A 25,935-nucleotide genomic window follows, 5' to 3' on the forward strand; every position below is an offset into this window, starting at 1 on the left:
ATGTCGGGCGGGTGAAACTACCCGCCCTTCACCTTCAGCTTGCCGACATCCTTGTTTTCCTGGCTGTCATTTGTCCAACTGATGCGCATGTCGAGCCGGGACTGTCCGTCCTCGTTGGTGGCGGTGACCCTGAGGTTCATCAATCCGTGTGGCTCCAGGGTGATGTCGCCGGTATCGTCGCCAAACTCGATCTCACCCTTTGAGATCCCGCGTTTCAGCGCGTCCAGCATTTTCAGAATGGACTTCTTGTCCTGCAGGGATTGATGCCGGAACCGGCCCTTGCGCTCCATCATCAGGTCAATCCGTGTTGCTTGAGGAACCGATGCGGATCGAACAGCTTGGCGTGCGGGTAGTCGCGGCTGATACCGATAATGTTGCCGTCCGGATGAATGATGGTTGCTCCCGTTCCGATACCGTCCAGACCTTCCGACCTTCTGGAATGCCGGTCAAGCGTAATGTCGGCTTCCAGGTGCAGCAGCCCGTGTTTGGTCTTGAGTTCCTGGCCCCGATGCCGGTTGACGTGTCCGTGAACCAGCATCTTGATCCCGGCCAGATGCAGGTCTTCAACACCCCGTTCCGTCAGCGGGTGATCGACATCCCGGTATTTGGTGCGCATCAGGTTGGCGACCGTTCCGGAATAGAAAACAAAGGGATCCTTTCTGCTTTCCTTGCGAAAGCGCCTGTTCACATGCGCGATGCCCCTTGCTGAGATCAGGGCAGCCATGCTGTCGTCCACACCGGCGTGAACGAAGAGCAGGGACCCGCTCTGGTGAACGGCTTTCATGCTCTTGAAGAACCACGCATAGCGACCGGCGGGTTCAACGAAGAGGTCGCGGCATGCCAGCGCTGCGGCATAGAGCTGACGGACCGACAGGCCGGTTTCCCTAGCGTGATCGGCAAACTTCTCGGTCTTTTTCTTCAGGCGGCGCATTTCCTTGCGGACCGCCGCTTCGTTCAGGTGCCGGGAGGCCATTTTCGGGAAGGTCCGTGTCCATTTCCTGCCCGGGATCATCAGGCGAAGACAGGTCTCCTCGTCCGGCATCTCCCGCTTTTCCCGATCCCAGTCGACATGCCTGTCGAAGACCTCGCGCAGAAGCGGCAGCACCTTCTTGCCCATGCGCACGAACATGTGTGCGTTGAGCGACCCCCGTTTGACGGTCAGAGATTGCAGGCCGAGATAAAGGCGGAGATCGTGATTGCCCGCAAGCAGAACGATGTCCGGTCCGGACTGCATCAGCGCCGCGAGACAGTCCAGCAAATCGAGATTGCTCGGACCCTTGTCGAGGCAGTCCCCGCCGATGATGATCTGACAGCTCTTGCCGAACGTGGTCAGCTTATAGTCGGTCAGGCCTTGACCTGTGCGCAGGATCACGCGCGCCGCGACGAGGGACCGAAGCAGGCTTTCCGCGTCGGCGTGCAGGTCCGAGATGAAGACGACCGGCCTGACCGGCCAGCCCCAGGGACCGAGCGCGTTCACTCGGGACAGGCTCGTGAAGAGATCCGGGGCCGGAGGTTCGGTAATCTTGGTGTCCGGCTCCGCGTCCAGAGGCCACGGGACGAAACTTTCCGGTATGCCGAGATCATTGGCAGCGGCGGGATCGATCGGCGGAAGAAGCGGTATCAATGGACTGTTGGTCATATTTGGGGTCCGTCAGTCGAGTGATGTTTCGAAAGGCCGGCGGTGTTTCCAGCTGCCGCAGTGGTGATGCCAGGTTCCGTCCCGTGTGCGTTTCAGCACCACGGGCCTGGCGTGATGCATGCTGAGGCGGCGGATGTCTTCAAGGTCAAGGACGCCAAGGTGATGTGCGGCATGCCGCAGCGATGCGCCATGGCCGACGAAGATCCGTGCATGCGGGCCCTCGGCGTCGGACAGCCTGTCCACGTGGGAGGACAGGCAATCGGCGACACGCGCGCCTGCTTCCATCAGGCTTTCCGCACACTGGGCCGGGAGCCTGTAATGGCTGTCGGACTTCCAGTTTTTCGGCGGTCTCGCATATCTGGGGTCCTGCGCAAGAATGTCCTCGATTTCGGCAGTTGTCAGGTTGGCAAACGCACCGACGCTGCGCTCGGCGAGCGCTTCGTCCTCGAGAACGTGCACTGGTTCGCCGCTTCGCGCGGTCAGTTCGGCTGCCAGCGTCGCCGCCGTCTGCCAGGCCCGCTGCTGTCGCGAGCAGACGATCTCCGGATCGATCTGCCAGCCACCGGTTTCAGCCAGCTCCGAGATTTCAACGGCGGCTGCCCTTGCCTGTTCCTGTCCGGACGCCGTCAGGCCATACGGCTGCAGGGCGCTCGGAGCGCCGGGCTTTTGATGATAGGCGCCGTGGCGCAGCAGGATGGCAAACCGGGCGCTCATCGCGTGTCACCCAGAAGGGCCGTGCCGGCGTCGAAAAGCACGTCGAAATCGATCTGCCCCGTTATTTCCCAGGTCTGGATCCCTTCCAGGGCGGTAAGATAAGCGCCTGCATCCAAGGGCGTTCTGTCCGTCCAGAACGGGCCTTCCTTCGTCTGGTAGAACGGTCCCGGACTTTTCATGATCGCGGGTAGAAGATCCGTTCGTTCCCGGAGTTCGACCTTTGTCACCGCGGTCGGCGCGCGGCTGTCACGCGCCCAGTTCAGGACCCAGAAATCTGTGAGCTGCGCTTCGTGGGAAATGCGTCCCGGACCATAGATGTCATCGATGAAGAGGTCGTACTTCTCTTCTAGATGCCAGAGTTCGTCCCGCTCCATGTTCCTGAGCTCTTCTTCCCGCTCCTCGTCGATCAGGCCGGCCAGGCGGGAATTGGTGACGATCGTTCCCGGATTGATGCGCGGCAGCTTCGGGATGCCGAGGGCTTGCGTGCCGGTGTCCGTCCTGCGCACAAGCAGCCGGTCGTTGGTTACGTACCGTGTGCCCGCGACTTCCATCAGGCGCAGCATTGCCGTCGACTTGCCGCCGCCTGAGAGACCGGAAATGGCTAGGCCCCTGGCTGCCGTCCGGACGGCTGCAGCGTGGCAGGCAACCCAGTCCTCGCGCTGAAACCTGTTGAGGATCTGCGTGTTGATGAAGTTGATGACCTGGTTGGGATGGTCCTCGGTCGGTCCGAAGGCGACGGCCCAGCCGGGCGACTGCAGAAACTGCAAACCGGTGCGGACTTTCAGGACCATCCGCCCGCCGGCAAGGTCGGCAATCGCGTCCTTTCGGCCGGTCTTTCCGGGCTCCCGAATCCAGTCGGCAAAGTCGATATCGAACGGGAGTTTCACCTCGCCGAGTACATGGACCGTCAGATCCGGCTCCGCCGGCGCGGAGATGACATGCTGAAAATACCGGAGCAGTTCGGCCAGCAGTGCAGGTGAGGTGCACCGGACTTCGATCACATAGCCGCCGACGCTGAGGCACACGGGATCGGACGACCTGGTCGCGCGCACCGGATCGAGCGCTCCAATGACGTCCTGGACCGAAGCTTCTCTCATCCGCGCACCTTTGCGATGACATGATCGGCATAGAGGCCCGCCGCATCGATCGATGCGCCTTCAAGTGCTCCCCTGAAGCCGCCGAATGCAGAGACTTCGAAGACGATCGGCCCCGTGTCCGTCAGGCCGATGTCGACGGTCGTGAAGTCGAGACCGAAAGGTGCCTGGGCCCGCCGGGCAAGGTCGATCAGGTCTTCGTCCGCGTCGAAGGGCTCGTATTTTCCGCCGTGATGGATGGTCGTGTTCCAGCTGTCCGTCTGGGCGACCCGGGCATAGGTGCCGAGGTATCGGCCGCCCAGGAACACCATGCCGAGGTCCCGCCCGGACAGGTTCACCTTCTGCTGGAGATACATGACCGGATTGTCGGCCTTGAAGGCGGCAATGCCTTGCTTGAGCGCAGGCGTTCCCGCTGCGGCGTCGAGCAGCATCATGCCGCGTGCCTTTGTCGAGAACAGCGGTTTGAACACGGCGCTGCCGTAGCGCTCTACCGCCGCGAGTGCTTCTGCTTCGTTTTCCGTCACGCAGGTGGCCGGCATCGGAATGCCTGCGTTCGACAGCGTGACCGTGCAGCTCAGGCGATTGACCAGCCCGAGGATCGCCGATGTCCTGGAGAAAATCCTGACGCCCGCGCTTTCGGCAACACGGAGCATTTCGAGCCGGTCAAGCGTCGCCTGGCTGTATTCCTCGCTGATCTTCTTGATCACCAGTCCATCAAGATCGCAGAGGTTCAGGTTTCCAGCTGTCAGGCTCCGCGTCTCAAGATCGAGCGCGACGTCCGCCATGCCGATCACGGCCCCGAAGCCGGTCCGTTGCTCAATTGCATCCGCGAGCACTTCAGTCGACCACTTGCCGGGGATTCCGATGACGCCGATTTTCAGGTCAGTCAATGAAGATCTCCTTCACGGGCAGCCGGAACCTGGCTTCCTCGCCGGGTGGGCATGCGATGGTGCGTTCGATCAGATACCTGGCTTTCAGCCACATGCGCCGCGCGAGCTGCTTGTCGAAAATGAAGCGGGTGGAGCTGGCAAAGGAGCGCGCCAGCCCGAGCGAAAGGCGAAACTCGAACGTGTCGTCACCCTGCTTGCGGGCGAAGGCCTTGGCCGCCTTGTAGAGGGTAAGCGATGCCAGCATGATGCGATGGCGGGTTTCGCGGTCGACGACCTGAAGCCGGTAATTCGACACCATGAAAACCGAGACGTCCTGAACGTAGTCCATATAGCGCGACCGGTGCAGGTCGATGAAGTGGACGCGATTCTCGTCCCGATCGTAGATGATGTTGTCGACATTGAAGTCGCCGTGGATATAGACCGAAAAGGGTGAGGAGACCGCTGCTTCCCGCCGGGTTGCTTCCCGGATAATGCTGTCCAGAGAGTTCAGTTTCTGGCCTGCAAAGCGAATGGACGTGTCCCTGAATTCCGGATGGACCCGACGAACCTCTTCCAGGCGTCTGGCCAGTTGCTGCATGCTGCCGAGTTCTGCGGGCTTTTTCGTCCTGGTCTGTTTCCAGACATCCTTCAGCGTCCTGGAAAGACAGGCCAGCGCCTTTTCACAATGATCGGCGGGTTCATTCAGGACGATGTGCTCGAAGGTCATGCCCGGAAGATGCTCGATCAACAGAGCAGCCGACTGGTCGCGTTTTTCATAGGACAGGATCTTGGGAGCAAGGCCGGGATAGATCGCGTGCCAGCTTTTCACGCCTTCGCGTTCTTCCTTGAGCTTGTTTTTTTCGCCGTCCTTGAAAACGGCGGCAACGGCTTCCGTTTTTCTGTCCTTGATCGCGGAAATGGAACTGCCCGACCGGGTTTCGGCTATCGTTTCGACTTTCAGCCCGGCACCGTTGGTGTCGAGATCCGACATGAGGCTTTGCAGCGCAAAATAACGTTCCAGATTGACGGCCTGCCCGATATTGGCGGAAATCACCGCCTCGCCGATCGTCTTGAGGGATTCGCCCATTCTCTGGAACTCGTTCGCCACCAGGAGGCTGTTTGCGATATCCGCGGGCCGCAGCTTCGGGTCGCGCATGCCGCGCGTGTAGATCTTGAACAGTTTCCTGTACTCGGTCTCGATCTTCTTCTGCAGTTCGCCGATCTCGATTGCCTGTTCGGTGTCGTTGCCCAAAAACGCCTCTTCGATCTTGCACACGCCTCTGCGGACGAGCCGGATCACTGCCGGATAGCGGGCGGGCTCGAGCGTTTCAAACGTGTCGATCCGTTCGACGTGACGAAGGGACAGCCGGGCAAGATTGGCAATTCTGAGGAGATCGGTCGCTATGAATTCCACGCTGCGCAGCGTCAGGTGCTTGCGGTTCCCCGTATTGGTGTTCGCCAGATGCTGGATGCAGGCGGCATGAATGCGCGACTTGAGATTATGGGCGTAGCCGGCGCGATCCAGAATGCGCCTGGCATGCGCAATCGTCGGCGTCTTGAAGAAGGCTTCGAGCTGAAGCAACTGGCCATCGATCTCCGAGCACAGAAAATGGAGATTTTCCCGGATGGTCTTTGGAATGTTAGTCATTGAATGATCCGAGATAGACTTCGGCGTCCCGCCTACAGCCAAGTGAAAACAGTTTTGTGACATAAAGCGGACGCAGATGCAGGGCGTCCTCAGTCGTAATCCAGCATGTGGCGACCTGGTGCGGGTCGGGTTCGGGACCGAGCCGGGGCGTGTAGGTGTCGGGGACACTGCATTCGAAGATGAAATCGAGTTGATGCTGGCATTCCGCTCCACCGGACTTTTCCCGATAGACTTCAGCGACATGCACCAGTTTCGAGACGGAGATGTCGACACCGATTTCTTCGCGGCATTCCCGTTTCAGGGCGGCAACGAGATCCTCGCCCGGTTCCTGCTTCCCACCGGGCAACGTGAAGTACCGGCCTTTCACAGGGTGCTGTTTTTCCTGAACCAATAAATTTCGCCCGCTCAGGATAAAGGCCCGGGGCGTCGACCGGATGCCCGGTCTGAAGACAGGGTGATTCGGAGGGTCACTCACAGAAATCGCTCCAGCCCCTTCCTGCCGCATCCAGATCCAGGGAGCGTCGAAGCGGCGGTTCGATGTCGCAGCCGGCGTCGATCGCCAAGCGCTTGCCAAGTATAGATGAGTCTCGCCTGAAAGGTCGCCGCAGCTTGTCGAATGTTGTGAAAAACCGATGCCGGACGAAGCGTTTTTCCGACTATGGCGTCCGCTCGGTGCGTCAGATATCCGGTCCCGACGACCGGCTTTCCGTTGTCGGATCGACCTCGTTTCTCAAGCTCTCCAATGCCCGCATGCGTTCCTGCGCGCGCTGCTGGTTCTCGCGGGTAACGCCGGCGATCAGGATTTCGGATATCGCCATGAGGGCAAGGGAGGAATCCCAGGGGGAGGGCACGGCAACCCGCGCGGGCAGCACGAAGCTGGCGATGCGGCCGACGGGCGACATCCAGCTGTCCGTCACCAGGGCAACGGTCGCTCCTTGCCTGGCGGCGGCCTCGGCAAACTGGATGATCTCGGTCTGGTAGCGGCGGATGTCGAAAATCAGGACCACGTCCCGAGGTCCCATACCCAGCAGCTGATCCAGCCAGTTGCCCTGCTGGCCGGCGATGTGATTGACGCCCGAGCGCACGATCCTCAGATGCGCCGCCGTGTAACGGGCGAGCCCGTCGGTAAACCGGCCGCCGATCAGGTGCAACGTGCGTTTCTCGTCCGACAGGAGACGGATCAGTCCGTCCATCTCGCCCCTGGGGAGATTCTCGAAGGTTTCCCTGACATTTTCCAGCAGCTGTGAGACGTGGGGGTCGCCGCCCTGTTCCGTCTCGAGCGTGGCGCTGCGGGCGAGCGGTGAATTCAGCTGGCTTTCCAACTCGCTTCTGAGCTTCTTCTGGAACTCCGAGAAACCCGGAAATCCGAGACGGCCGATGAAACGGAGGATGGTCGGCGAACTGACGCCGGCGGCTTCCGCGAACTGGGCAACGGTCCCCAGGCCCTGGACGGGATAGTTTGCCATCAGCGCGTGCGCGGCCTTTTTTTCCGTGGCCGTGAATTCGTCGAGACGGTCTCGAATGTCTTCCAGGAGTGGGCGTTCCATAGGTGTGGCCTGCTTTTGTCCGCGGATCGCTATTTTCATTTGACAGCGGCACCAATCTTCGTATCAAATATTACAGAATTTGGATCATGCGGCAATCCTGTAATAAACATTACAAAATCACGGTCGTGGATTTTCAAGGGGAACGGGGAATGGGTGAAAGCCCTGATAACGGCGTGACATCAGGGGCCGTGGCGATCGAGAACGCCGCCGGCGAAGGCGCGTTCGTTTTCGTCTGCGACCATGCCTCGAACTATTTTCCGCCGCCCTATGATCAATGCCTCGGCGTGTCCGAAACGGAAAAATCCGCCCATATTTCGTGGGATCCGGGCGCACTGGGTGTTGCGAAGGGGCTTTCGGACCGGCTCGACTCGCCGCTGGTGCACACCACGATTTCTCGGCTGATCATCGATTGCAACCGGGACGAGGACCGGGACGATCTCATTCCGAGCTTGAGCGAGACCACGGAGATCTCCGGAAACAGGGATCTGCCCGAAGCCGAGAAGTCCTTCCGGCTGGATCTTGTTCACCGCCCGTTCCACAAGGCGATCGACGAGGTCATCGAAGCGCGGCGGGAGCGCGGGCTCGCCACCGCCGTGGTCTCGGTTCATTCCTTCACGCCCGTCTACAAGGGCCGGAGCCGGCCCTGGGAGATCGGACTGATCTCGGACAAGGATCGCAGTCTTGCAGAGCCTGTTCTCGCCGGCCTCGAAACCCGCGGCGGCCTGACGGTGGGCGACAACGAGCCTTACGCGCCTTCCGACGGCGTCTATTACACGATCCACCGGCATGGCGAAGACCGGCAGCTGCCCTGCCTGATGATCGAGATCCGGAACGACGAGATCACGACACCGGACCAGGAAACGCACTGGGCGGAGCTTTTGGCACCCCTGCTGGCACAGGCGATGCATACGGGATTGCCCGCAGACGGTTCCGTTGCCGCGGGAGGTGCCGATGCTTAGGGCGGCTCGTGTCTATGTCCGCGTCGTCGACGGGTTCAATCGCGGCCTCGGCAAGGTGATCATGTGGGGCGTCTTCGCGATGGCCGCCATCCTGCTGTGGTCGTCGATCTCCAAGACATTCTTCAACCCGTCACTCTGGACGCTTGAAGTGGCGCAGTTCGCGATGGTCGCTTACTACGTTCTCGGCGGTCCCTACTCGATCCAGCTGGGATCAAACGTGCGGATGGACCTCTTCTATGCGGAATGGAGCCTGAAGAAGAAGGCTTGGTTCGACGCGTTTACGGTGCTGTTGCTCATCTTCTATCTGTGCGTGCTGCTCTATGGCGCGTTGAATTCCTTTGCCTATTCCCTCGGGTACTTCGGCAAGGAGCCGTTTGCGTTTTACGCCGACCTGATCGGAACCTTCCTGACGGGCGGGCCGGAAGCGGCCCGTGAAAAGCTCGGCTATATCGAACGCAGCCCGACCGCCTGGCGGCCCTATCTGTGGCCCGTCAAGCTGATCATGATCCTTGGTTTCTTTCTCATGCTCCTGCAGGTCGTTGCCGAATTGATCAAAGACATTGCCCGTATCAAGGGAGAGACGATCTGATGTCGTATGAGATGATCGCTCTTCTCATGTTCTCGTCGATGATGCTGATGCTTCTGACGGGTCAGCGGGTGTTCGGCGCGATCGGCGGAATTGCCTCGATTGCCGCGCTTCTCCTATGGGGAACGGGTGGCGGGGACATTCCCTTTTCCGCGGCCATGAAGCTCATGAAGTGGTATCCGCTGCTGACGCTGCCGATGTTTATCTTCATGGGCTACGTGCTGTCGGAAACCAAGATCGCCGACGATCTCTACAAGATGTTCCACGTCTGGATGGGGCCGGTGAACGGGGGGCTGGCGATCGGGACGATCCTGCTGATGGTGCTGATTTCGGCCATGAACGGCCTTTCTGTTGCCGGGATGGCCATCGGCGCGACCATCGCGCTGCCGGAACTGCTCAAACGGAAATACGACAAGCGCATGGTCACGGGGGTGATCCAGGCCGGGTCCTCGCTGGGGATTCTCGTGCCGCCATCCGTCGTCCTGGTGCTCTATGCCATGATCGCGCGGGCGCCCGTCGGGCAGCTCTGGCTTGCCGGCGCCGTGCCCGGACTGATGATGGCAGCGATGTTCGTGATCTATATCGCGGTCCGGTGCCGGCTTCAGCCGGAACTCGGACCGGCGCTGACGAAGGATGAACGGGCGGCTTCGCAGGACGAAAAGTACCGCCTGTTGCTGGCCGGCATTCTGCCGATCGTCATCTTCGCGTCGATGATGGTTCCGTTCGTGATGGGCAAGACCAGTCTGGTCGAAGCCTCGGCGATCGGAGCGCTGACGGCGCTGCTCGCCGCGATCGTGCGCCGCCGGATGACATGGGACATCCTGATCCTGTGCCTCAAGAACACGCTCGGCATTTCCTGCATGTTCATGTGGATCATCCTGGCGGCTCTCGGGTTCGGTGCGGTCTTCGACGGTCTGGGTGCCGTCAAGGCCATCGAGAACCTCTTTACCGATCAGCTCGGCCTGTCACCCTGGATGATCCTGATCCTGATGCAGCTGTCGTTCCTGGTCATGGGGACCTTTCTGGACGACACGGCGATGCTGGTGATCGTGGCGCCGCTCTACGTGCCGCTGGTCGGCACGCTGGATCTCGGCATGCCGCGGACGGACGTGCTGATCTGGTACGGTGTGCTCTACACGATCACGACGCAGATTGCCTACATGACGCCGCCGTTCGGCTACAATCTCTTCCTGATGCGGGCGATGGCGCCCAAGGACATCACCATGCGGGACATCTACGGTTCGATCACGCCGTTCGTGCTCGTGATGGTCCTCGCGCTGGCGCTCGTGATGGCATTCCCGCAGATCGCCCTTTGGCTGCCTGACCTTGTCTATGGAAGGTGACCGAACGATGCGGGACAATAAAAAGACTGTCCGGGGGAAACGGACTTTTACTGTGGCAACGAAAGAACCGGCAACGGTCAGGCCGCTTGGAACTTGATCAACAACCAGGGGAACTAGATATGACCAACAGACGTGATTTTCTGAAAAAAGCAGGTGTCGGCACAGTCGCCGCCGCCGGAGCAACGACACTGGCGGCACCTGCCGTCCACGGCCAGTCGCCGATCAAGTGGCGCCTGCAGACCTATGCCGGTCCGGCTCTGGCCGAGCATGTCATCAAGCCGCATATCGATGCCTTCAACAAGGCCGCCAACGGCGAGATGGAAATCGAGCTGTTCACCGCCGACCAGCTGGTGCCGACCGGCGAACTCTTCCGCGCGATGCAGCAGGGCACAATCGATGCGGTGCAGTCGGATGATGATTCCATGGCGTCGCCGACGGAAGTCACCGTGTTCGGCGGATATTTCCCGTTTGCGTCCCGCTACTCGCTCGACGTGCCGGTGCTGTTCAACCAGTACGGCCTGAAGGAGATCTGGGAAGAGGAATATTCCAAGGTCGGCGTCAAGCATATCTCCGCTGGCGCGTGGGATCCCTGCCATTTCGCAACCAAGGACCCGATCCGCTCCCTTGAAGACCTGCAGGGCAAGCGCGTCTTCACCTTCCCGACAGCGGGCCGCTTCATGAGCCAGTTCGGCGTGGTTCCGGTAACCCTTCCCTGGGAAGACATCGAGGTCGCGGTTCAGACCGGCGAACTCGACGGCATCGCCTGGTCCGGCATCACGGAAGACTACACCGTCGGCTGGGCGGACGTGACCAACTACTTCCTGACGAACAACATCTCCGGCGCATGGGCCGGATCGTTCTTCGCCAACATGGAGCGCTGGAACGAGCTTCCCGACCACCTGAAGACCATGCTTCAGCTGGCCATGGACGCATCGCACTACTATCGCCAGTGGTGGTACTGGGGCGGCGAAGCGGCCCTGCGCGTCAACGGCACCAAGATGGAACTCACGTCGATCCCCGATGCCCAGTGGGCAACGGTTGAAGAAGCCGCACTGGCCTTCTGGGACGAGATCGCGTCCGAGTCTCCCGTCAAGGCGAAGGTCGTCGACATCTTCAAGAAGTACAACGCCGACATGCAGAAGGCCGGACGGCCTTACCGTTACAGCTAAATTCGGCTAAGCAACCAACGCCCTGGTCCCGGCGCATTCGTTGGGACCAGGGCAACATCCGACACTCAATCCTGTCCTGAAACCGGAAACCCTAAAATGCCAGGCAACCTGACCTTTGACGCACTGAAGACGCTGGTCTCATCCGGCGAGATCGATACGGTGCTTGCGTGTATTGTCGATATGCAGGGGCGGTTGATGGGCAAGCGCTTCCATGCGCAGCATTTCGTTGACACGGCCTATGACGAGACCCATTGCTGCAATTACCTGCTGGCGACCGATATCGAGATGTACACGGTCGAGGGCTACGCGGCGACGAGCTGGTCCGGAGGCTATGGCGACTACGTGATGAAGCCGGACCTTTCCAGCATCCGCAGGGTTCCCTGGCTCGAGGCCACGGCCATGGTGATGTGCGACGTGCAGGATCATCACACCCACGCGGACGTTCCGCATTCACCGCGCGCGATGCTCAAGGCGCAGGTTGCCCGGCTCGCCGACATGGGGCTGACGCCGATCATGGCGACCGAACTGGAGTTCTTCCTGTTCGAGAAAAGTTTCGACGAGATCCGCAAGGAGGGCTTCCGCGATCTCGAGCCGATTTCCGGCTATAACGAGGACTATCATATCCTGCAGACGACCAAGGAAGAGGACGTCTTGCGTCCGGTCCGCAACGGTCTTTTCGGCGCAGGCATCCCGGTGGAGAACACCAAGGGCGAAGCGGAGACCGGGCAGGAAGAGCTCAATATCAAGTATGCACCGGCGCTTGATACGGCCGAGTATCACACGATTGCCAAACATGCGGTCAAGGAGATCGCCTGGGCGAAGGGACGGTCGGTGTCCTTCCTTGCCAAGTGGCGCAGCGACAAGGTCGGCTCGTCATCGCATGTGCACCATTCGCTGTTCGATCAGCAGGGCAACAACGTCTTCTGCGACGACAAGGCAGAACTCGGCATGTCGGACATGATGCGTCATTACCTTGCCGGCCTGATCAAATATGCGCCGGACTACACCTATTTCCTGGCGCCCTACATCAACAGCTACAAGCGGTTCCAGAAAGGCACGTTCGCGCCGACCAAGACGGTCTGGTCGGTGGACAACCGGACCGCCGGCTTCCGCCTGTGCGGGGAAGGCACCAAGGCACTGCGGGTGGAATGCCGGATCGGCGGATCGGACCTTAATCCCTATCTGGCTCTTGCCGCGCTGATTGCCGCCGGCATCAAGGGACTGGAAGAGAAGCTGCCGCTCGATCCGCCGACGACCGGCGATGTCTATGAAAACCGCAGGGCCAGGGAAATCCCGCACACCCTGCGCGATGCACGCGAAACGCTGCGCAAGTCGAAGTTCCTGCGCGAAGCTTTCTCCGACGCGGTGATCGATCATTATGCGCGTGCAGCAGAATGGGAAATCGAGGAATTCGACCGGGCGGTTACGGACTACGAAATCGCCCGGGGTTTCGAACGGGCCTAGGACGATGACACATTCATAGGGATGTTCCTGTCCGAGCCTCATCCTGAGGAGGGCCGAAGTGCCCGTCTCGAAGGATGGGTGGCAGGTGCCGGACAAGCGGCCCATCCTTCGAGACAGCGCCCGCGCGCTTCCTCAGGATGAGGAATACGGGAAGTCAGGGCAAAGAATACGAAAGCCAACCACTTTCAAAACACCGCACGGAAAGATGCGGCACGAGAGGTTTCAAATGTCAGATGTGATCAAACTGGTCTCGCCCGTTGACGGGTCGGTTTATGCGGAGCGTCCCGCACTGGACGAGGCTGCGGTCGAAAAGGTCGTGTCGGCTGCCAGGAGCGCGCAGGCTGGGTGGGCGGCCACCCCGATTGCCGAGCGCGTTGCCCTGTGCATGAAGGCGCTGGAAGCACTGAAGGCGATGAACGACGAGGTCGTGCCGGAACTTGCATGGCAAATGGGCCGTCCCGTGCGCTATGGCGGTGAGCTTGGCGGCACGATCGAACGCACCGAATATTGCGCCTCGATTGCCGCCGATGCGCTGGCCGATATAGAGCGCACCGACAAGCCGGGCTTCAAGCGCTACCTCCGGCGCGTGCCGCTCGGCATCGTCATGGTGATCGCACCCTGGAACTACCCGTTCATGACGGCGATCAACACGATCATGCCTGCCCTTATGGCGGGGAACGTCGTGGTGCTCAAGCATGCTGCACAGACCCTGCTTGTGGGTGAGCGTCTCGCACAGGCCTTTGAAACGGCGGGGCTGCCGAAGGGTGTATTCCAGAACATCGTGCTGACGCACTCGGGCACCGAGAAGCTGCTCGGCTCCGGCCTGATCGATCATGTCAATTTCACCGGGTCCGTCGCCGGGGGGCGGGCCATCGAGACGGCGCTGGCGGGCACGTTCGCAACGCTCGGTCTCGAACTCGGCGGCAAGGACCCGGCCTATGTGCGCGCCGATGCCGATCTGGATTATGCCATCGGCAATCTCGTCGACGGTGCCTTCTACAATGCTGGTCAGTGCTGTTGCGGCATCGAACGCGTTTACGTGCATGAGAGCCAGTTCGACAGGTTCGTGGACGGCTTTGTCGATCTGACAAAGCAGTATCAGCTGGGCAACCCGCTGGATGAGGCAACCACGCTTGGCCCGATGGCGCAGGCCCGGTTCGCGGCCTGGGTGCGCGAGCAGACCGAAGAGGCGCTGCGCAAGGGCGCGAAGGCCCATGTCGACATGTCGGCGTTTTCGGAGAACAAGGACGGCACGCCGTATCTGGCACCGCAGGTCCTGACCGACGTGAACCACCAGATGTCCGTGATGCGCGAAGAGAGTTTCGGACCGGTTGTCGGCATCATGAAGGTGAAGGACGACGAGGAAGCGCTGCAGTTCATGAACGACAGCCCGTACGGCCTGACCGCGTCGATCTGGACCGAAGATGTCGAAGCGGCGGCGCTGATCGGCGACAGGATCGAAACAGGCACGGTCTTCATGAACCGCTGCGATTATCTCGATCCGGCGCTGGTGTGGACCGGCGTCAAGGAAACCGGCAAGGGTGCCGCGCTTTCCGAGATCGGCTTCCACAACCTGACACGGCCGAAATCGTTCCACTTCCGCGTGGAACATTGAGCCAGGAGAAAAGGCACAAACACGCTGTCGACCCTCTGAATTGCCATCCCGGCCGCTCCACAGCGGGCAGCCGGGATCCAGTGGCCGGAAACGGCTCCTCAAGCGGTGATCGCTTGCACCGTGGCGCACTGGACCCCTGCTTGCGCAGGGATGACAAATCGGAGGATCGGGAACTGCCGCACGCAAGCGCGCGAACAACTGTTTTGATGAACGTCATTCAATTTGAACACACGAGATCGCCATGAGCACACTTCCCAACGTCAACTGGTCCTATCCAACGTCCGTCCGTTTCGGCGCCGGCCGCATCAAGGAGCTGCCGGATGCCGTGAAGGCGGTCGGTATGACCAATCCCCTCCTGGTAACCGACCCGGGCCTTGCCGGATTGCCGATGGTCGCCGATGCCATTGCAAGCCTCGAGTCGGCGGGGCTCTCGGCTGCAGTCTTCTCAGATGTCAAGCCGAACCCGGTTGACAGCAACATCTCAGCCGGTGTCGCGGCATTCACGGCCGGCGGGCATGACGGGGTCATTGCCTTCGGTGGCGGCTCGGGCCTCGATGCCGGAAAGCTGATTGCCTTCATGTCCGGCCAGACGCGGCCGATCTGGGATTTCGAGGATATCGGCGACTGGTGGACCCGGGCGGATGCCGACGGGATCGCTCCGATCATCGCGGTTCCGACAACGGCCGGAACCGGATCCGAAGTCGGACGGGCAGGCGTCGTCACCAACGAGGCAACCCATACGAAGAAGGTGATTTTCCATCCGAAGATGCTGCCGGAAATCGTGATCTGCGATCCGGAACTCACGGTCGGCATGCCGCGCTTCATCACGATCGGAACCGGCATGGATGCCCTCGCGCATTGCCTGGAAGCCTATTCGGCGCCGATGTACCATCCGATGTCGGAAGGCATTGCGCTTGAAGGCATGCGCCTGGTGTTCGAGAACCTGCCCAAGGTGGCTGCCGACGGAGCGGACCTGGAGGCGCGCGGCCATCTGATGAGTGCTGCCGCCATGGGGGCCGTCGCGTTCCAGAAGGGGCTCGGTGCGATCCATTCGCTGTCCCATCCGGTCGGTGCGCTCTACGACACCCACCACGGCATGACCAATGCCGTTTTCATGCCCTACGTGTTGCAGTTCAACAGGCCGGCGATCGAACAGAAATTCGAGCGGCTTGCCGGGTTCCTCGGGATCGCGGGCGGCTACCAGGGGGTGCTCGATGCCGTGCTCAAATTGCGCGATGACCTTGACGTGCCGCACACGCTGTCCGGTCTCAATGTCGATGACAGCAAGCGTGATCTGATCGCCGAGATGGCCATTGTCGATCCCACGGCGGGCGGCAACCCGGTCGCACTCACGAAAGACGGTGCGTTTGAGATCTTTGACAAGGCTCAGAGCGGTACCGTCTGACCGCTTGATGCGAGCAAGTGGAAAAGTCCTCTTCCTTGGCGCAATTGCGCACATAAGATCGCCGATCACTTATGCGGAACATTGCATTGAGCCGACGTCGCTGTAAGACTAACGTAACGAATACGCCCTTAGGGTAGCGCCGACGCCAGATTGAAGTGAGGGGACCTGATCATGACGGTTGCGCGGGTTGTTCTGTCATTCCTGTGTGTCGCCTGTCTTGTGTTCTCTTCGCAGACGGCGACAGCGCAGGGCAGCATTTTCGAACCGGGCTGGACATTGCAGCCGGACGCGTCGACCGTTCGCTTCCAGTCCGTGAAGAACCTGACGAAGGTCGAAAGCAGCGGCTTCGTCCAGTTCCAGGGAAAGATCGATCCGGACGGGGCTGCCGAAATTCGAATCTTCCTTGATTCCGTCGACACCAAGATCGATCTCAGAAATGTGCGCATGCGTTTCCTTTTCTTCGAAACCTTCGAGTTTCCGGAAGCCGTGATCTCCACGAAAATTGATCCGGCTGCGCTTGCCGATCTTTCCAAGCTGAGGCGGAAGATCATTCCGCTCACCTTCGACCTCAAGCTGCACGGTGTGACCAAGTCGCTTGAGACCGAAGTCGCGGTCACACTTGTCGGCGAGGATATCGTCGCGGTTTCATCCACGGCACCGATTTCAATCGCAACCAGCGACTTCAATTTGGACGGCGGCATCAAGAAGCTTGAAGAAGCTGCGAATGTCGCCATCGTTCCGTCCGCGACCGTGACTTTCGATTTCCTGTTCTCCAAGAACGCCGGCGAGCAGATCGTGGCGGAAGCGAAGCCCGAGGTGACCGAGGCCGCGGCCACGGCGATCGAGCCGGAAGGAAACCTGGACGAGGAAGCCTGCAAGGGACGTTTCGAAATCCTTTCCCGCACGGACAACATCTATTTTGCCAGCGGCAGCGCCCGGCTCGATGCCAGGAGCGCTCCGCTGCTCGACAGCCTGGTCGACATCATTCAGCGCTGCCCGGATCTCAGGATCGAGGTCGGCGGCCACACGGACAGCGACGGCAGTGCTGCCGGAAACCAACGTTTGTCCGAAAGGCGTGCCGCAGCGGTTGAAGATTATATCTCCGCGAAGAACGTGTCCGCGCTGCGCATCTCCAGCGTCGGATATGGCGAGACCAGACCGGTTGCCTCCAACGACACACCTGACGGCAAGCGCCGCAACCGCCGTATCGAGTTCACCGTTGTCGAATAAGACCAGATTTCACCGGGCCCTGCTGTTTCTTCTGCCTGTCCTGTTGCTGTTTTCGCAGGCTCAGCAGGCATGGGCAGACGACGATGATACCGAAGATCCGCGTCTGGCGCTGGTCGTCGGCAACTCGGCCTATACGCATGTGACGCCGCTCGACAACCCGAAGAACGATGCCGCACTGATGGCGGAGTCCCTGGAGGCGGTCGGTTTCGACGTCATGCTGGTAACGGATGCAACCCGTGACGAGCTGACCCGCGCGATTGCCGATTTCGGACGAAAACTGCGCGATGCGGACGATGACGCAACGGGCCTCTTCTACTATGCAGGGCACGGCGTTCAGTCCTTCGGCGCAAACTTTCTGCTCCCGGTTGATGTCAATCTGTCCGATGCCGCCGATCTCAGTCTGGTTGCCGTACCGGCACAGGCGCTGCTGCGGCAGATGTTCTCCGCAAGGAACCAGACGAACATCGTGATCCTCGATGCCTGCCGCGACAATCCCTTTGAATCCATTCCCGATCTCAACGAGAACGGCCTTGCGGAGATGAAGGCGCCGCGCGGCACGTTCCTGGCCTACTCGACGGGGCCGGGAGAAGTCGCTCTTGACGGCGTTGGCGCAAACAGCCCTTTCACCGGGTCGCTTGCACGCCGGATGTCGACCCCCGGTATTCCCATCGAAACGCTGTTCAAGAATGTGCGCCTCGATGTTCTGGAAGCAACCAACGGGGTTCAGACCCCCTGGGACACGTCCTCGATGACCGCGAACTTCCAGTTCGTGCCGGCCGTCATGCCATCACCTGCGGAGATCCAGGAGCGTCAGCTCTGGGAAACGGTGAAACTGAGCAAGGATCCGATCCAGGTCATGCTCTACCTGCGCGCCAATCCCGACAGCCGGTTCGCCGGCGAGGCACGTTCGCTGCTGCAGGACCTCGTTTCCAGCGAAATGAAGGAAACCGCGTCCACCAGCGAGCCCGAGGTGCCCGCACAGGCGCCGGTTTCCGTCGACCCCAGCGACGCGGAGCGTGAACTGATCGAGGCGGCACGGCAGGCCGGAACAGCCGAGGCCTACAAGAATTACCTGGATACCTTTCCGGACGGACATTTTTCCGAACTGGCGCGCCTTGAACTGCAGACGATCGAGCAGAACGAGCCGCGGACGGATCCGATTTCGGAGCCTGTCGTCCCGGTCGCGCCGGAACCCGAAGTGGCGGCGGGAGAGACCGATGGCGGGCTCCCGGATGTCGTCGCCTTCAACACGCCGCTTGGGGCCGGTGATCCGGAACTTGCGACGCGAAGCATTTCCGATCTGATTTCCGCGAGCCCGCGTTTTCCACCGATCGACGGGCTGCCCGAGGCGGCCTGGAAAGACAAGACATGTGCGTCCTGCCATCAGTGGGAACAGGCGAATCTTTGCACCCAGGCACAGACCTACATGAACGACCAGACCCGGGCCCTGACGAAGGAACATCCCTTCGGCGGCGTCTTCAAGCAATTGCTCCGGATCTGGGCCGAAGGCGGATGCCAATAGGGCATTGAGTTTGCTTCAGCTGCTGCGAATGTCCGCGAGCCTTCGTGGAGCGCTGATCTCGCCGGCGCGTCCGGTCTTTACGTCATAAAGCAAGGCGGAGACCGTGAGTCCGCCGGGGATCACCGGCGCGTCGCGCAGCCGGTCGATGTCACGTTTCAGGTCCGTCTCCTGATCCAGGATCGCGGACTGGGAGACGTCGATCCCCAATGCGCTGTGAAGCGCGTCTTGAAAGTCTGGGCTGGCAAAATTCTGGGCGCCGCATTGCGTGTGCTGCATCAGGACAACATTGAATTCAGGTGCCGGATTCCCGGTCATTTTGCCCACCATGAAGGCGAGGGTCGCGATTTCGTCGATGATTGCCGGCGTGACCCGTCCGCCATTGTTGCGCAGGACAACGGCATCCCCCAGGTCGAGACCGAGAACATGGGCGGGATCAACCCTGGCGTCGATGCAGGTGAGGATCAGCGTGCCGAGTTTCGGCAATACGGGAAGATCTGCGGCTGCGAACGTGTCCGCGAAGCGGCTGTTCCGTGTGAGCAAGGCCGTGTTGTCGGTCATGGTTCCGTATTCCTCCGGTTTCAGAAAATCAGGCGACTTTTGCGGGTGTTGAAAGCGGTGCCGCCGGCGCATGGGTTTCGGTCCACTCCGGTGCATCCTGGCTGTATCTCGGGGCTGCAATCCGGACATAGTCCCGCTGCGACTGGATGCGGTCGAGATCAAGGGCTGGTGTCAGCAGGATCTTCAGGAACCCGGCCAGTGCACGCGCCGAGGCCGGCAGGCTTTGCTTCAGGTCCGGCTGCACGGCGACCGTCCGGCGCACGATGGTCTCGAAGGGTTCTGGAGCCCGGCCTGTAAGACGCTGGACGTCGCCGGTCGGTGCGTTGACCGCAAAACTGCCGCGCCGGTATTCCTCCGCATAAATAGCGAGCTGAGAGACGGCGGCTTCCGAATAGTTCGACGGCGGCAGGGCGCGCAGGGCCTTGGTCATCATCTTTTCGGAGATGTCCATGTACCGGACGCGGCGACCGAGCGCGCGTCCCATGGCTGCGGCAATGTCGTTCGGCGACAGCAGTTCCGGTCCGGTCGGGCGGTAGCTCCCGCCCGCGTGCGTCTCTGGGTCGGTCAGCGCCTCAACGGCGACACGGGCGATATCCTCGTTGGATGGCGGCGCGTTTTTCTTTTCGTCCCCCGGTCCGAGCGGCATGGTGAAAAGTCCCAGATGCGCGGCCATGCCGATGACCATGAGATAGTTGTCGGCAAACCATCCCGGGTCGACCGAGGTCACGCTCATGGCTGGAGACAGCCGGATCATGGCGTCGGAGAGATAGACTTCCCTGGTGAACAGCGACGGGTGATCGGCAGAGCTGAGCCATTGCCCCAGCGTCACCACGTGTTCCAGTTTCGCCTCGTTCGCGGCAACCGTGAAGACCGCGTTGAAATGCAGACCGTTGGGGGCCGTCGGCGCACACTGATAGGCACGCTTCACACCGTCCATCGCGGCGCGCATGTCGGTCAATGCGTATTGATTGCCGACGAAGATATCCGCGCCGGCGCGTTCAAGCTGTGCCGAGCGGCTATCGCGCCGTCTGACAAACGCCCTCACCGGAAAGTCTTTTTCGCGCAGTTGCAGAACGGTTGGCAGGCCGGTCTTTCCGGCTGCGCTGGTCACGAGGATCTTGGGTTTCACGATCAGGCGTCCTTTATAGATGATGATTGTAATCTAAAAATATAGATGATAGATGAAATCTATAATGTCAAGCCCCGGGGAGAGCCGCGCCCATGCCGCGAATGTCGGAAGCCGAAAAACGGAAATCACACAACAGGATATTGGAGAAAGCCGGCGAGATTTTCCGCGAACGCGGTGTCGAGACGACCAGTGTCTCGGACGTCATGCAGGCTGCGGGCCTGACCCATGGCGGCTTTTACCGGCATTTCAAATCGAAGGACGAACTCGTTGCCGCCGCGTTCAGGACGGCCGTGGATGGGGTCCTTGCCGACATGGAGGCCGCCGACACTGGTGACGCGAAAGCGGCAGCGCGGCGTGACTACATCGACACCTACCTGTCGCTGTGCCATGTCGGCAGCCGGGGAGACGGATGTCCTTTGGCAGCGCTTGCCGGAGAGCTCAACAGAGGGGCACCTGATGCCCGCCGAGAAGGATATGACGCCCTTCAGAGGACTTCGGCGCAGCTCACGTCCGGGGACGACCCGGCCCAGGGACTTGCGACGCTCGCCCTGATGCTCGGCACCGTCACGCTGGCGCGCCTGGCCGACAACGACGCGGCGGCGGAGACCATGCTGGACGCCGGGCGCAAGGGTGTCGGTCTTATCCAGGACGACTGGCCGGTGTGAGTGGCGAGGTGACGATTGAGGACGGAGATACGCTTGCTCCTGGCGTTCCTCACCTGACCGGGCGCCAAGCCTCGCCTCGACCTCATCCTGAGAAAGCGCGCAAGCACCGCCCCGAAGGATGGGCGGCAATCGTTGAACGATCCCGGATCATGGCCCTGAACGAAAAAGCGCGCCACGAGGTGGCGCGTTCTTTTCAGGTGGGCGTAGGCCGCCCTTATAGTTGGACTTCCTCTTCTTGTTATTCAGGCGTTCTGCTGCTTTTCGATCACGTGCAGCATGGCGACCATGACGATGCCGTAGAGAACGTGGCCGATCAGGGCGACCCAGACGATTCCGGTGAAGTTCAGGAAGAAGGGCAGGCCTGCAAGGGAGGTGATGCCGCCGATGGCAAAGACCCAGAGCCCGAAGCCGTAGATCGCGGACGGGATGAACCAGTGGGTGTTGCCGACCACGCGCTGCCACAGCGGTGCGAAAATGAACATCCAGCCGATCGGGTAGCCGATCAGTCCGACGACGTAGAAGTGAACGAAGTATCCGGCGAATGCATTGTTGGGAAGTCCGAGGCTGCCGAGCAGGCTCTGGGCCAGGCCATGGGGGGAGAGCTTGGCGAAACCGAGCGCCGGGCTGATCACCTGGCCCCAGAGGTCGAAGGCGACCGTTGCGAAGAAGCCGGAGACGAACATCAGCCCGAGTGTTGCGAAGTTGATCGTGGGCAGTGCGCCGACCAACCTGTTTTCAGAAGTAAGTGTCATCATGTTCATTAGCCTTCCAGGTTACAGATCTTGTTGCGCCCTTGATTTAGGAAGGCCGTCGGTAACTTGCATTCAACTGGGTGTTCCCGGTTCTGACGTTTATTTCAACGCGTGCTCGCGGGTTTTCACGCGGACGCGATAGCGCTGTTATGAGTCCTGAAGGCATTGAAACGGGGAGGGGCAGCCGGTCGCTGCCTCAGCTCTCGTCTGCCGTGATGGCGGCCCAGTTCAGGCTGAACCGGTCGAGATATTTCTTGAGGCGGTCGGCGTCGTTGCGGCTTGTTCGTGTTGCGCGCGAGGCCGCAAACAGGGATCTGCCGGCAGCGCTCAGGGATGGGCTCTTGCGGCAGACACGGATGACATAGGCCAGTTGAACCCTGTCGAAGGCGTCGATTTCCGTGACCCTGTCGCCAAGGAGATCCTGCAGCAGAACGTCATCGGGGTTCACTTCCGCACTTGTCCACTGGCGTTCAAGCGCTTCGACTTCCTGCTGCACGAGCGACAGGGTGATGCGTCCGCGCGGTGCCAGCGTGCACAGGCGCTGAACCGATGCACCAAGGTCGCGAAAGTTGCCGGGCCATGGCGTTGCCGGGGAGGCGGCGAAATCCAGATACCGGGTGCGCGCATCCGCGTTGAAGCCGACCCGGTTGCCGAGCAGCTTTTCCGACCTGTCGAGTTCAAACTCGATATTGGGCTCGATGTCCTCGCGCCGTTCGGTGAGGGATGGTAACCGAAACGTCCAGAGATTCAGCCTTGCGTAAAGATCCGGCCGGAAGCGTCCTTCCGAGACGAGTTGCCCGAGATTGCGGTTGGTACCCGCGATCAGCTGGAAGCGGCTGGTGATCTCGTGATCGGAGCCGACCGGCAGGAAGCGGCCGGTTTCGACCGCGTGCAGGATCATCGCCTGTTCGTCGAGGCCGAGTTCGTTGATCTCATCCAAGAACAGGACGCCGCCATCGGCTTCCCGCAGCAAGCCGCGGCGGTCCGGGCTGCCGGTGCCCATCGATCCCCGGCGATGACCGAACAGGCTGGACATGGCGCGCTCGCCCTTAAGTGTCGCGCAGTTCACGTGAACCAGGCGGCCCTTGACCCGGCGCCGTTGGAGTTTCAGTTCGTAGATGCGTTCGGCCAGTTCGCTCTTGCCCGTGCCGGTATCGCCGAGCAGCAGGAGAGGGGCATCGGTGTTGGTGGCGACCAGTTCGATCCGTTCGATGAGGCTGTTGAAGGCCGCGTTGCGCGTTTCTATGCCCGCCTTCAAGAGCGCGTTGTATTCCTCGGCGACGAGATCGAACCGCTGCTGCAGGGCGTCGTAGCGCGACAAGTCGAGATCGACGATGTTGTACTGACCGGCGATGTCGCTGTCCTCGCCGCGCGGCGGGGAGGTCTGCACCAGCTTGGCCGGAACGTGGCGGGATTCGGTCAGCAGAAACCAGCAGATCTGGGCGACGTGCGTTCCCGTCGTCAGGTGGACGAAATAGTCCTCCCGATCCTCGTCGAAGCCGTAGTCCCGCGCGAAGTCGAAGAGGGCGCCATAGACTTCCTGAAAGTCCCAGGGATCGCGCAGATCGACCTGCTGCAGCCACACCTCGGTTGCAGGGCTGGCGTCCTCGATCTCGCGTTTCACGTTCTGGGCCAGGCGATGATGGGCCCTGTCGTAGAGCAGTTCCAGGCGGTGCACCGGAAAGAGGCCATGCTGGGTCACGGCAATCGATGGCCGCCACCGGCGCTTCTTGCCCGCGTCCAGTTGGGTGCCGAGAAAGCCGATGACAACGTTCTTTTTCACAGATGCATATCCAATTTTATAATTTGCTATATTTTTTTATAGGATTATATCCTTGCCGAAATGTCAATTTGGCAAAAAGAATATATATTTCATGCATTTATCCTGGTTCTGTTTTTTTGTTTTGCGTTGCGCCGGGTGCGGGCATTCTCCTTCTCAACACGGACATCAACCCCAACGCTTTCGGGGCGCGGATTTGAGGAGAGAGAAAATGGCGAACAAAACCCTGTTTGCATCCCAGCGCGGGCGCTTTTCCGGCAAAGCCGACGCCAGGAACCTGGCGGGTGGCAAGGCCTATGCCTACGAGGACCGTGACAAGCTGGCCCAGCTGGCGGCGACCGGGTCCATCGGCAACACGTTCTACCAGTCCGCAGAGCTGGAACTGGAGGCGGTTCTGAAGGCCGCCGACATGGTTCCGGATGCGTTTCTGGCAAAAACGGCGGTCTACGCCCGTCAGAAAGGCAGGATGAAGGATCTGCCTGCGCTGTTGCTGGCGGTTCTGGCATCGCGTGACGCGGGTCTGCTCGCCAGGGCGTTTCCGCATGTGATCACTGACGGCAGGATGCTGCGCAACTTCGTGCAGATCATGCGTTCCGGGCAGACGGGGCGCAAGTCGCTCGGCACCCGGCCGAAGGCGCTCGTTCGCGGTTGGCTGAACGCGGCAACGGAGTATCAGCTGCTGCAGGCTTCGATCGGCAACGATCCGTCGCTGGCAGACGTCATCAAGATGGTGCACCCGAAACCGCGCGATGCAGAGCGAGATGCCCTGTTCGCCTGGCTGATCGGCAAGCCCTGTGACGTTGAAAAGCTGCCGGAACAGGTCCGTGCCTATGTGGCGTTCAAGGAGAACCCGAAAGGCCGGGCACTGCCCGATGTCCCGTTCCAGATGCTGACGCATCTGCCGCTTTCGACGGAAGACTGGACGAAGCTGGCGGAGCGCGGGACCTGGAACATGGTGCGCATGAACCTGAACACCTTCCTGCGCCACGGCGTCTTTGAAGGTGCAAGGTTCGAAAAGACGCCGGCCGTGCGTCTGGTGGCGGATATCCTGAAGGATCCGAAGCGGATCAGGAAGGCGCGTGCCTTCCCGTATCAGCTGCTGACGGGTTTTCAGGCCCTGTCGGACGAGATGCCGGCGGAGATCCGCGAGGCGATGCATGAAGCCATGGAGATCTCGGTCGCCAATGTCCCGGCCCTCAAGGGCCAGGTGGTGGTGTGCCCGGATGTCTCCGGTTCCATGGCCTCGCCGGTGACCGGGTACCGAAAGGGGGCGACGACGGCAACGCGCTGCGTTGATGTTGCGGCCCTGGTCGCTGCAGCCGTTCTGCGCCGAAACCGCGGGGCCACGGTTCTGCCGTTCGAGGTCAAGGTGCGGCCGGTCAAGCTGACCGGGCGAGACACGGTGATGACCAATGCCCGCAAGCTCACCGAGCAGTGGGGCGGCGGAACGAACTGTGCGGCACCGCTGGCGTGGCTGAATGCCAAGCGGCGTGCTCCGGATCTGGTCATCCTGGTTTCGGATAACCAGTCCTGGGCCGGGATCCAGTCGGGTCACCAGACCGGTGTGATGCGTGAATGGGAAACGCTGAAAAGGCGCAACCCGGACGCAAAGATGGTGTGCATCGATATCGCGCCTTACGGGTCGACCCAGGCCAAGCCGCGGCCGGATATCCTCAACATCGGGGGCTTCTCCGATGCGGTGTTCGACCAGGTCGCGGCCTTCGCCAAGGGCACCATGACTGCCGACCAGTGGGTCGGCGAGGTCGAGGCAATCGATCTCGAATGACACTTGAAGGCGCGGCGGGTGATTGCCCGCCGTGCCGACAAAGAGATTTGGCGGATGCCGAAGGAACTACATTGCTCCAGGATCGGAACAGCCCGAGCGGGTTCGACTCCCCTCCGGATCAGCTTGTCTGCGCCCTTTTGAGCACAGGTTGATCGTGCACGCGCTCTCAGGCTTGAGCGGGGCTCTCCGGGTTTCTTCACTCTTGCCGCCGCATCTCAACAGGGAATTGAACCGGTCAGGGCGAATGCCTGCAGAACTACATCGACTGTGGATCGCCAGGTTGCGGGTTCGAATCCCGCCGCTGCAACCAACTGATGCAGCGTAGCTCAACGGATAGAGCAGGAGTGTTTTGCACCCACCTTGTCGCCCTGACCGGCCTGACCTTTAGGCCGGACACGGACCGGCCCGGACACGAAACGGAGACCAGACGATAAATCGCGGCGGATGCCGGCAGGACTACA

23 protein-coding genes are annotated in these 25,935 nt (G+C 60.9%); 11 read left to right on the forward strand and 12 right to left on the reverse strand.

Annotation, left to right across the window (positions count from 1 at the left end; translation table 11 throughout):
- Positions 1–17 precede the first annotated feature (17 nt).
- The 8 genes from ACO08A_RS15560 to ACO08A_RS15595 form a co-directional block, all read right to left on the reverse strand.
- Positions 18–293: an amphi-Trp domain-containing protein gene (locus tag ACO08A_RS15560; protein WP_421979621.1), complete on the reverse strand. Its 276-nt coding sequence runs from the start codon at positions 291–293 to the stop codon at positions 18–20.
- Positions 293–1,639 carry a metallophosphoesterase gene (locus ACO08A_RS15565; RefSeq protein ID WP_422036915.1) on the reverse strand — a complete coding sequence of 449 codons (1,347 nt, stop codon included), beginning with the start codon at positions 1,637–1,639 and terminating at the stop codon, positions 293–295. Before ACO08A_RS15565 ends, ACO08A_RS15560 begins: the two co-directional genes overlap by 1 nt.
- Positions 1,640–1,651: 12 nt before the next feature.
- Positions 1,652–2,353: a histidine phosphatase family protein gene (locus ACO08A_RS15570; RefSeq protein ID WP_422036916.1), complete on the reverse strand. Its 702-nt coding sequence runs from the start codon at positions 2,351–2,353 to the stop codon at positions 1,652–1,654.
- Complete coding sequence (locus ACO08A_RS15575) at positions 2,350–3,450, reverse strand: HprK-related kinase B (protein WP_422036917.1); 1,101 nt, start codon at positions 3,448–3,450, stop codon at positions 2,350–2,352. The genes ACO08A_RS15570 and ACO08A_RS15575 overlap by 4 nt, the downstream gene beginning before the upstream one ends.
- Complete coding sequence (locus ACO08A_RS15580; RefSeq protein ID WP_422036918.1) at positions 3,447–4,337, reverse strand: GAK system ATP-grasp enzyme; 891 nt, start codon at positions 4,335–4,337, stop codon at positions 3,447–3,449. Before ACO08A_RS15580 ends, ACO08A_RS15575 begins: the two co-directional genes overlap by 4 nt.
- Positions 4,330–5,964: a phosphotransferase gene (locus ACO08A_RS15585; protein ID WP_422036919.1), complete on the reverse strand. Its 1,635-nt coding sequence runs from the start codon at positions 5,962–5,964 to the stop codon at positions 4,330–4,332. Before ACO08A_RS15585 ends, ACO08A_RS15580 begins: the two co-directional genes overlap by 8 nt.
- A complete protein-coding gene (locus tag ACO08A_RS15590) occupies positions 5,957–6,331 on the reverse strand; it encodes an NUDIX domain-containing protein (protein ID WP_422036920.1) in 375 nt (124 codons plus the stop codon). The genes ACO08A_RS15585 and ACO08A_RS15590 overlap by 8 nt, the downstream gene beginning before the upstream one ends.
- A 310-nt stretch (positions 6,332–6,641) precedes the next feature.
- Positions 6,642–7,511 carry a MurR/RpiR family transcriptional regulator gene (locus tag ACO08A_RS15595; RefSeq protein WP_422036921.1) on the reverse strand — a complete coding sequence of 290 codons (870 nt, stop codon included), beginning with the start codon at positions 7,509–7,511 and terminating at the stop codon, positions 6,642–6,644.
- Between the two features lie 149 nt (positions 7,512–7,660).
- On the opposite strand from ACO08A_RS15595, the gene ACO08A_RS15600 reads away from it, so the two are divergent.
- The 9 genes from ACO08A_RS15600 to ACO08A_RS15640 all read left to right on the forward strand — a co-directional run bounded on the left by ACO08A_RS15600 (position 7,661) and on the right by ACO08A_RS15640 (position 18,804).
- Positions 7,661–8,470 carry an N-formylglutamate amidohydrolase gene (locus tag ACO08A_RS15600; protein WP_422036922.1) on the forward strand — a complete coding sequence of 270 codons (810 nt, stop codon included), beginning with the start codon at positions 7,661–7,663 and terminating at the stop codon, positions 8,468–8,470.
- A complete protein-coding gene (locus ACO08A_RS15605; protein ID WP_422036923.1) occupies positions 8,463–9,059 on the forward strand; it encodes a TRAP transporter small permease subunit in 597 nt (198 codons plus the stop codon). Before ACO08A_RS15600 ends, ACO08A_RS15605 begins: the two co-directional genes overlap by 8 nt.
- Complete coding sequence (locus ACO08A_RS15610) at positions 9,059–10,399, forward strand: TRAP transporter large permease (RefSeq protein ID WP_422036924.1); 1,341 nt, start codon at positions 9,059–9,061, stop codon at positions 10,397–10,399. The genes ACO08A_RS15605 and ACO08A_RS15610 overlap by 1 nt, the downstream gene beginning before the upstream one ends.
- 119 nt (positions 10,400–10,518) lie before the next feature.
- Positions 10,519–11,568 (forward strand): TRAP transporter substrate-binding protein, encoded by a 1,050-nt coding sequence (locus ACO08A_RS15615; RefSeq protein WP_422036925.1) that lies wholly within the window; start codon positions 10,519–10,521, stop codon positions 11,566–11,568.
- A 96-nt stretch (positions 11,569–11,664) separates the two neighbouring features.
- Positions 11,665–13,032 carry a glutamine synthetase family protein gene (locus tag ACO08A_RS15620; RefSeq protein WP_422036926.1) on the forward strand — a complete coding sequence of 456 codons (1,368 nt, stop codon included), beginning with the start codon at positions 11,665–11,667 and terminating at the stop codon, positions 13,030–13,032.
- A 226-nt stretch (positions 13,033–13,258) separates the two neighbouring features.
- Positions 13,259–14,647: an aldehyde dehydrogenase family protein gene (locus ACO08A_RS15625; RefSeq protein WP_422036927.1), complete on the forward strand. Its 1,389-nt coding sequence runs from the start codon at positions 13,259–13,261 to the stop codon at positions 14,645–14,647.
- 241 nt (positions 14,648–14,888) lie between these two features.
- Positions 14,889–16,052 (forward strand): iron-containing alcohol dehydrogenase, encoded by a 1,164-nt coding sequence (locus tag ACO08A_RS15630; RefSeq protein WP_422036928.1) that lies wholly within the window; start codon positions 14,889–14,891, stop codon positions 16,050–16,052.
- Positions 16,053–16,223: 171 nt separating this feature from the next.
- On the forward strand, positions 16,224–17,282 hold the full coding sequence (locus ACO08A_RS15635; RefSeq protein ID WP_422036929.1) for an OmpA family protein: 1,059 nt from the start codon (positions 16,224–16,226) through the stop codon (positions 17,280–17,282).
- Positions 17,272–18,804, forward strand: coding sequence for a caspase family protein (locus ACO08A_RS15640; RefSeq protein WP_422036930.1), 1,533 nt, complete (start codon positions 17,272–17,274; stop codon positions 18,802–18,804). The genes ACO08A_RS15635 and ACO08A_RS15640 overlap by 11 nt, the downstream gene beginning before the upstream one ends.
- A gap of 15 nt (positions 18,805–18,819) precedes the next feature.
- Here the strand turns inward: ACO08A_RS15640 and ACO08A_RS15645 are convergent, their stop codons facing one another.
- Together ACO08A_RS15645 and ACO08A_RS15650 are read right to left on the reverse strand one after the other, a co-directional pair.
- Entirely contained in the window at positions 18,820–19,362 is a 543-nt protein-coding gene (locus ACO08A_RS15645; protein ID WP_422036931.1) for a carbonic anhydrase, read from the reverse strand.
- A 28-nt stretch (positions 19,363–19,390) separates the two neighbouring features.
- Entirely contained in the window at positions 19,391–20,491 is a 1,101-nt protein-coding gene (locus ACO08A_RS15650; protein ID WP_422036932.1) for an NmrA family NAD(P)-binding protein, read from the reverse strand.
- Positions 20,492–20,583: 92 nt separating this feature from the next.
- On the opposite strand from ACO08A_RS15650, the gene ACO08A_RS15655 reads away from it, so the two are divergent.
- Positions 20,584–21,156, forward strand: coding sequence for a TetR/AcrR family transcriptional regulator (locus tag ACO08A_RS15655; protein ID WP_422036933.1), 573 nt, complete (start codon positions 20,584–20,586; stop codon positions 21,154–21,156).
- Between the two features lie 242 nt (positions 21,157–21,398).
- On the opposite strand, the gene ACO08A_RS15660 is transcribed toward ACO08A_RS15655, so the two are convergent.
- Together ACO08A_RS15660 and rtcR are read right to left on the reverse strand one after the other, a co-directional pair.
- Positions 21,399–21,911 (reverse strand): hypothetical protein, encoded by a 513-nt coding sequence (locus ACO08A_RS15660; protein ID WP_422036934.1) that lies wholly within the window; start codon positions 21,909–21,911, stop codon positions 21,399–21,401.
- Positions 21,912–22,104: 193 nt separating this feature from the next.
- Positions 22,105–23,691 carry an RNA repair transcriptional activator RtcR gene (rtcR, locus tag ACO08A_RS15665; protein WP_422036935.1) on the reverse strand — a complete coding sequence of 529 codons (1,587 nt, stop codon included), beginning with the start codon at positions 23,689–23,691 and terminating at the stop codon, positions 22,105–22,107.
- A 208-nt stretch (positions 23,692–23,899) separates the two neighbouring features.
- Here rtcR and ACO08A_RS15670 point away from each other — a divergent pair, with 208 nt between their 5' ends.
- Positions 23,900–25,474 carry an RNA-binding protein gene (locus ACO08A_RS15670; protein ID WP_422036936.1) on the forward strand — a complete coding sequence of 525 codons (1,575 nt, stop codon included), beginning with the start codon at positions 23,900–23,902 and terminating at the stop codon, positions 25,472–25,474.
- Positions 25,475–25,935 lie beyond the last annotated feature (461 nt).

Source organism: Roseibium sp. (assembly GCF_965232425.1).
GTDB lineage: Bacteria > Pseudomonadota > Alphaproteobacteria > Rhizobiales > Stappiaceae > Roseibium.

What these genes read in the sequence shown, in the direction of transcription:
- ACO08A_RS15560 (WP_421979621.1), bottom strand. Translation starts at nt 293, where the DNA reads ATGATGGAGCGCAAGGGCCGGTTCCGGCATCAATCCCTGCAGGACAAG.
- ACO08A_RS15565 (WP_422036915.1), bottom strand. Translation starts at nt 1,639, where the DNA reads ATGACCAACAGTCCATTGATACCGCTTCTTCCGCCGATCGATCCCGCC.
- ACO08A_RS15570 (WP_422036916.1), bottom strand. Translation starts at nt 2,353, where the DNA reads ATGAGCGCCCGGTTTGCCATCCTGCTGCGCCACGGCGCCTATCATCAA.
- ACO08A_RS15575 (WP_422036917.1), bottom strand. Translation starts at nt 3,450, where the DNA reads ATGAGAGAAGCTTCGGTCCAGGACGTCATTGGAGCGCTCGATCCGGTG.
- ACO08A_RS15585 (WP_422036919.1), bottom strand. Translation starts at nt 5,964, where the DNA reads ATGACTAACATTCCAAAGACCATCCGGGAAAATCTCCATTTTCTGTGC.
- ACO08A_RS15595 (WP_422036921.1), bottom strand. Translation starts at nt 7,511, where the DNA reads ATGGAACGCCCACTCCTGGAAGACATTCGAGACCGTCTCGACGAATTC.
- ACO08A_RS15600 (WP_422036922.1), top strand. Translation starts at nt 7,661, where the DNA reads ATGGGTGAAAGCCCTGATAACGGCGTGACATCAGGGGCCGTGGCGATC.
- ACO08A_RS15605 (WP_422036923.1), top strand. Translation starts at nt 8,463, where the DNA reads ATGCTTAGGGCGGCTCGTGTCTATGTCCGCGTCGTCGACGGGTTCAAT.
- ACO08A_RS15610 (WP_422036924.1), top strand. Translation starts at nt 9,059, where the DNA reads ATGTCGTATGAGATGATCGCTCTTCTCATGTTCTCGTCGATGATGCTG.
- ACO08A_RS15615 (WP_422036925.1), top strand. Translation starts at nt 10,519, where the DNA reads ATGACCAACAGACGTGATTTTCTGAAAAAAGCAGGTGTCGGCACAGTC.
- ACO08A_RS15620 (WP_422036926.1), top strand. Translation starts at nt 11,665, where the DNA reads ATGCCAGGCAACCTGACCTTTGACGCACTGAAGACGCTGGTCTCATCC.
- ACO08A_RS15625 (WP_422036927.1), top strand. Translation starts at nt 13,259, where the DNA reads ATGTCAGATGTGATCAAACTGGTCTCGCCCGTTGACGGGTCGGTTTAT.
- ACO08A_RS15630 (WP_422036928.1), top strand. Translation starts at nt 14,889, where the DNA reads ATGAGCACACTTCCCAACGTCAACTGGTCCTATCCAACGTCCGTCCGT.
- ACO08A_RS15635 (WP_422036929.1), top strand. Translation starts at nt 16,224, where the DNA reads ATGACGGTTGCGCGGGTTGTTCTGTCATTCCTGTGTGTCGCCTGTCTT.
- ACO08A_RS15645 (WP_422036931.1), bottom strand. Translation starts at nt 19,362, where the DNA reads ATGACCGACAACACGGCCTTGCTCACACGGAACAGCCGCTTCGCGGAC.
- ACO08A_RS15655 (WP_422036933.1), top strand. Translation starts at nt 20,584, where the DNA reads ATGCCGCGAATGTCGGAAGCCGAAAAACGGAAATCACACAACAGGATA.
- ACO08A_RS15660 (WP_422036934.1), bottom strand. Translation starts at nt 21,911, where the DNA reads ATGATGACACTTACTTCTGAAAACAGGTTGGTCGGCGCACTGCCCACG.
- ACO08A_RS15670 (WP_422036936.1), top strand. Translation starts at nt 23,900, where the DNA reads ATGGCGAACAAAACCCTGTTTGCATCCCAGCGCGGGCGCTTTTCCGGC.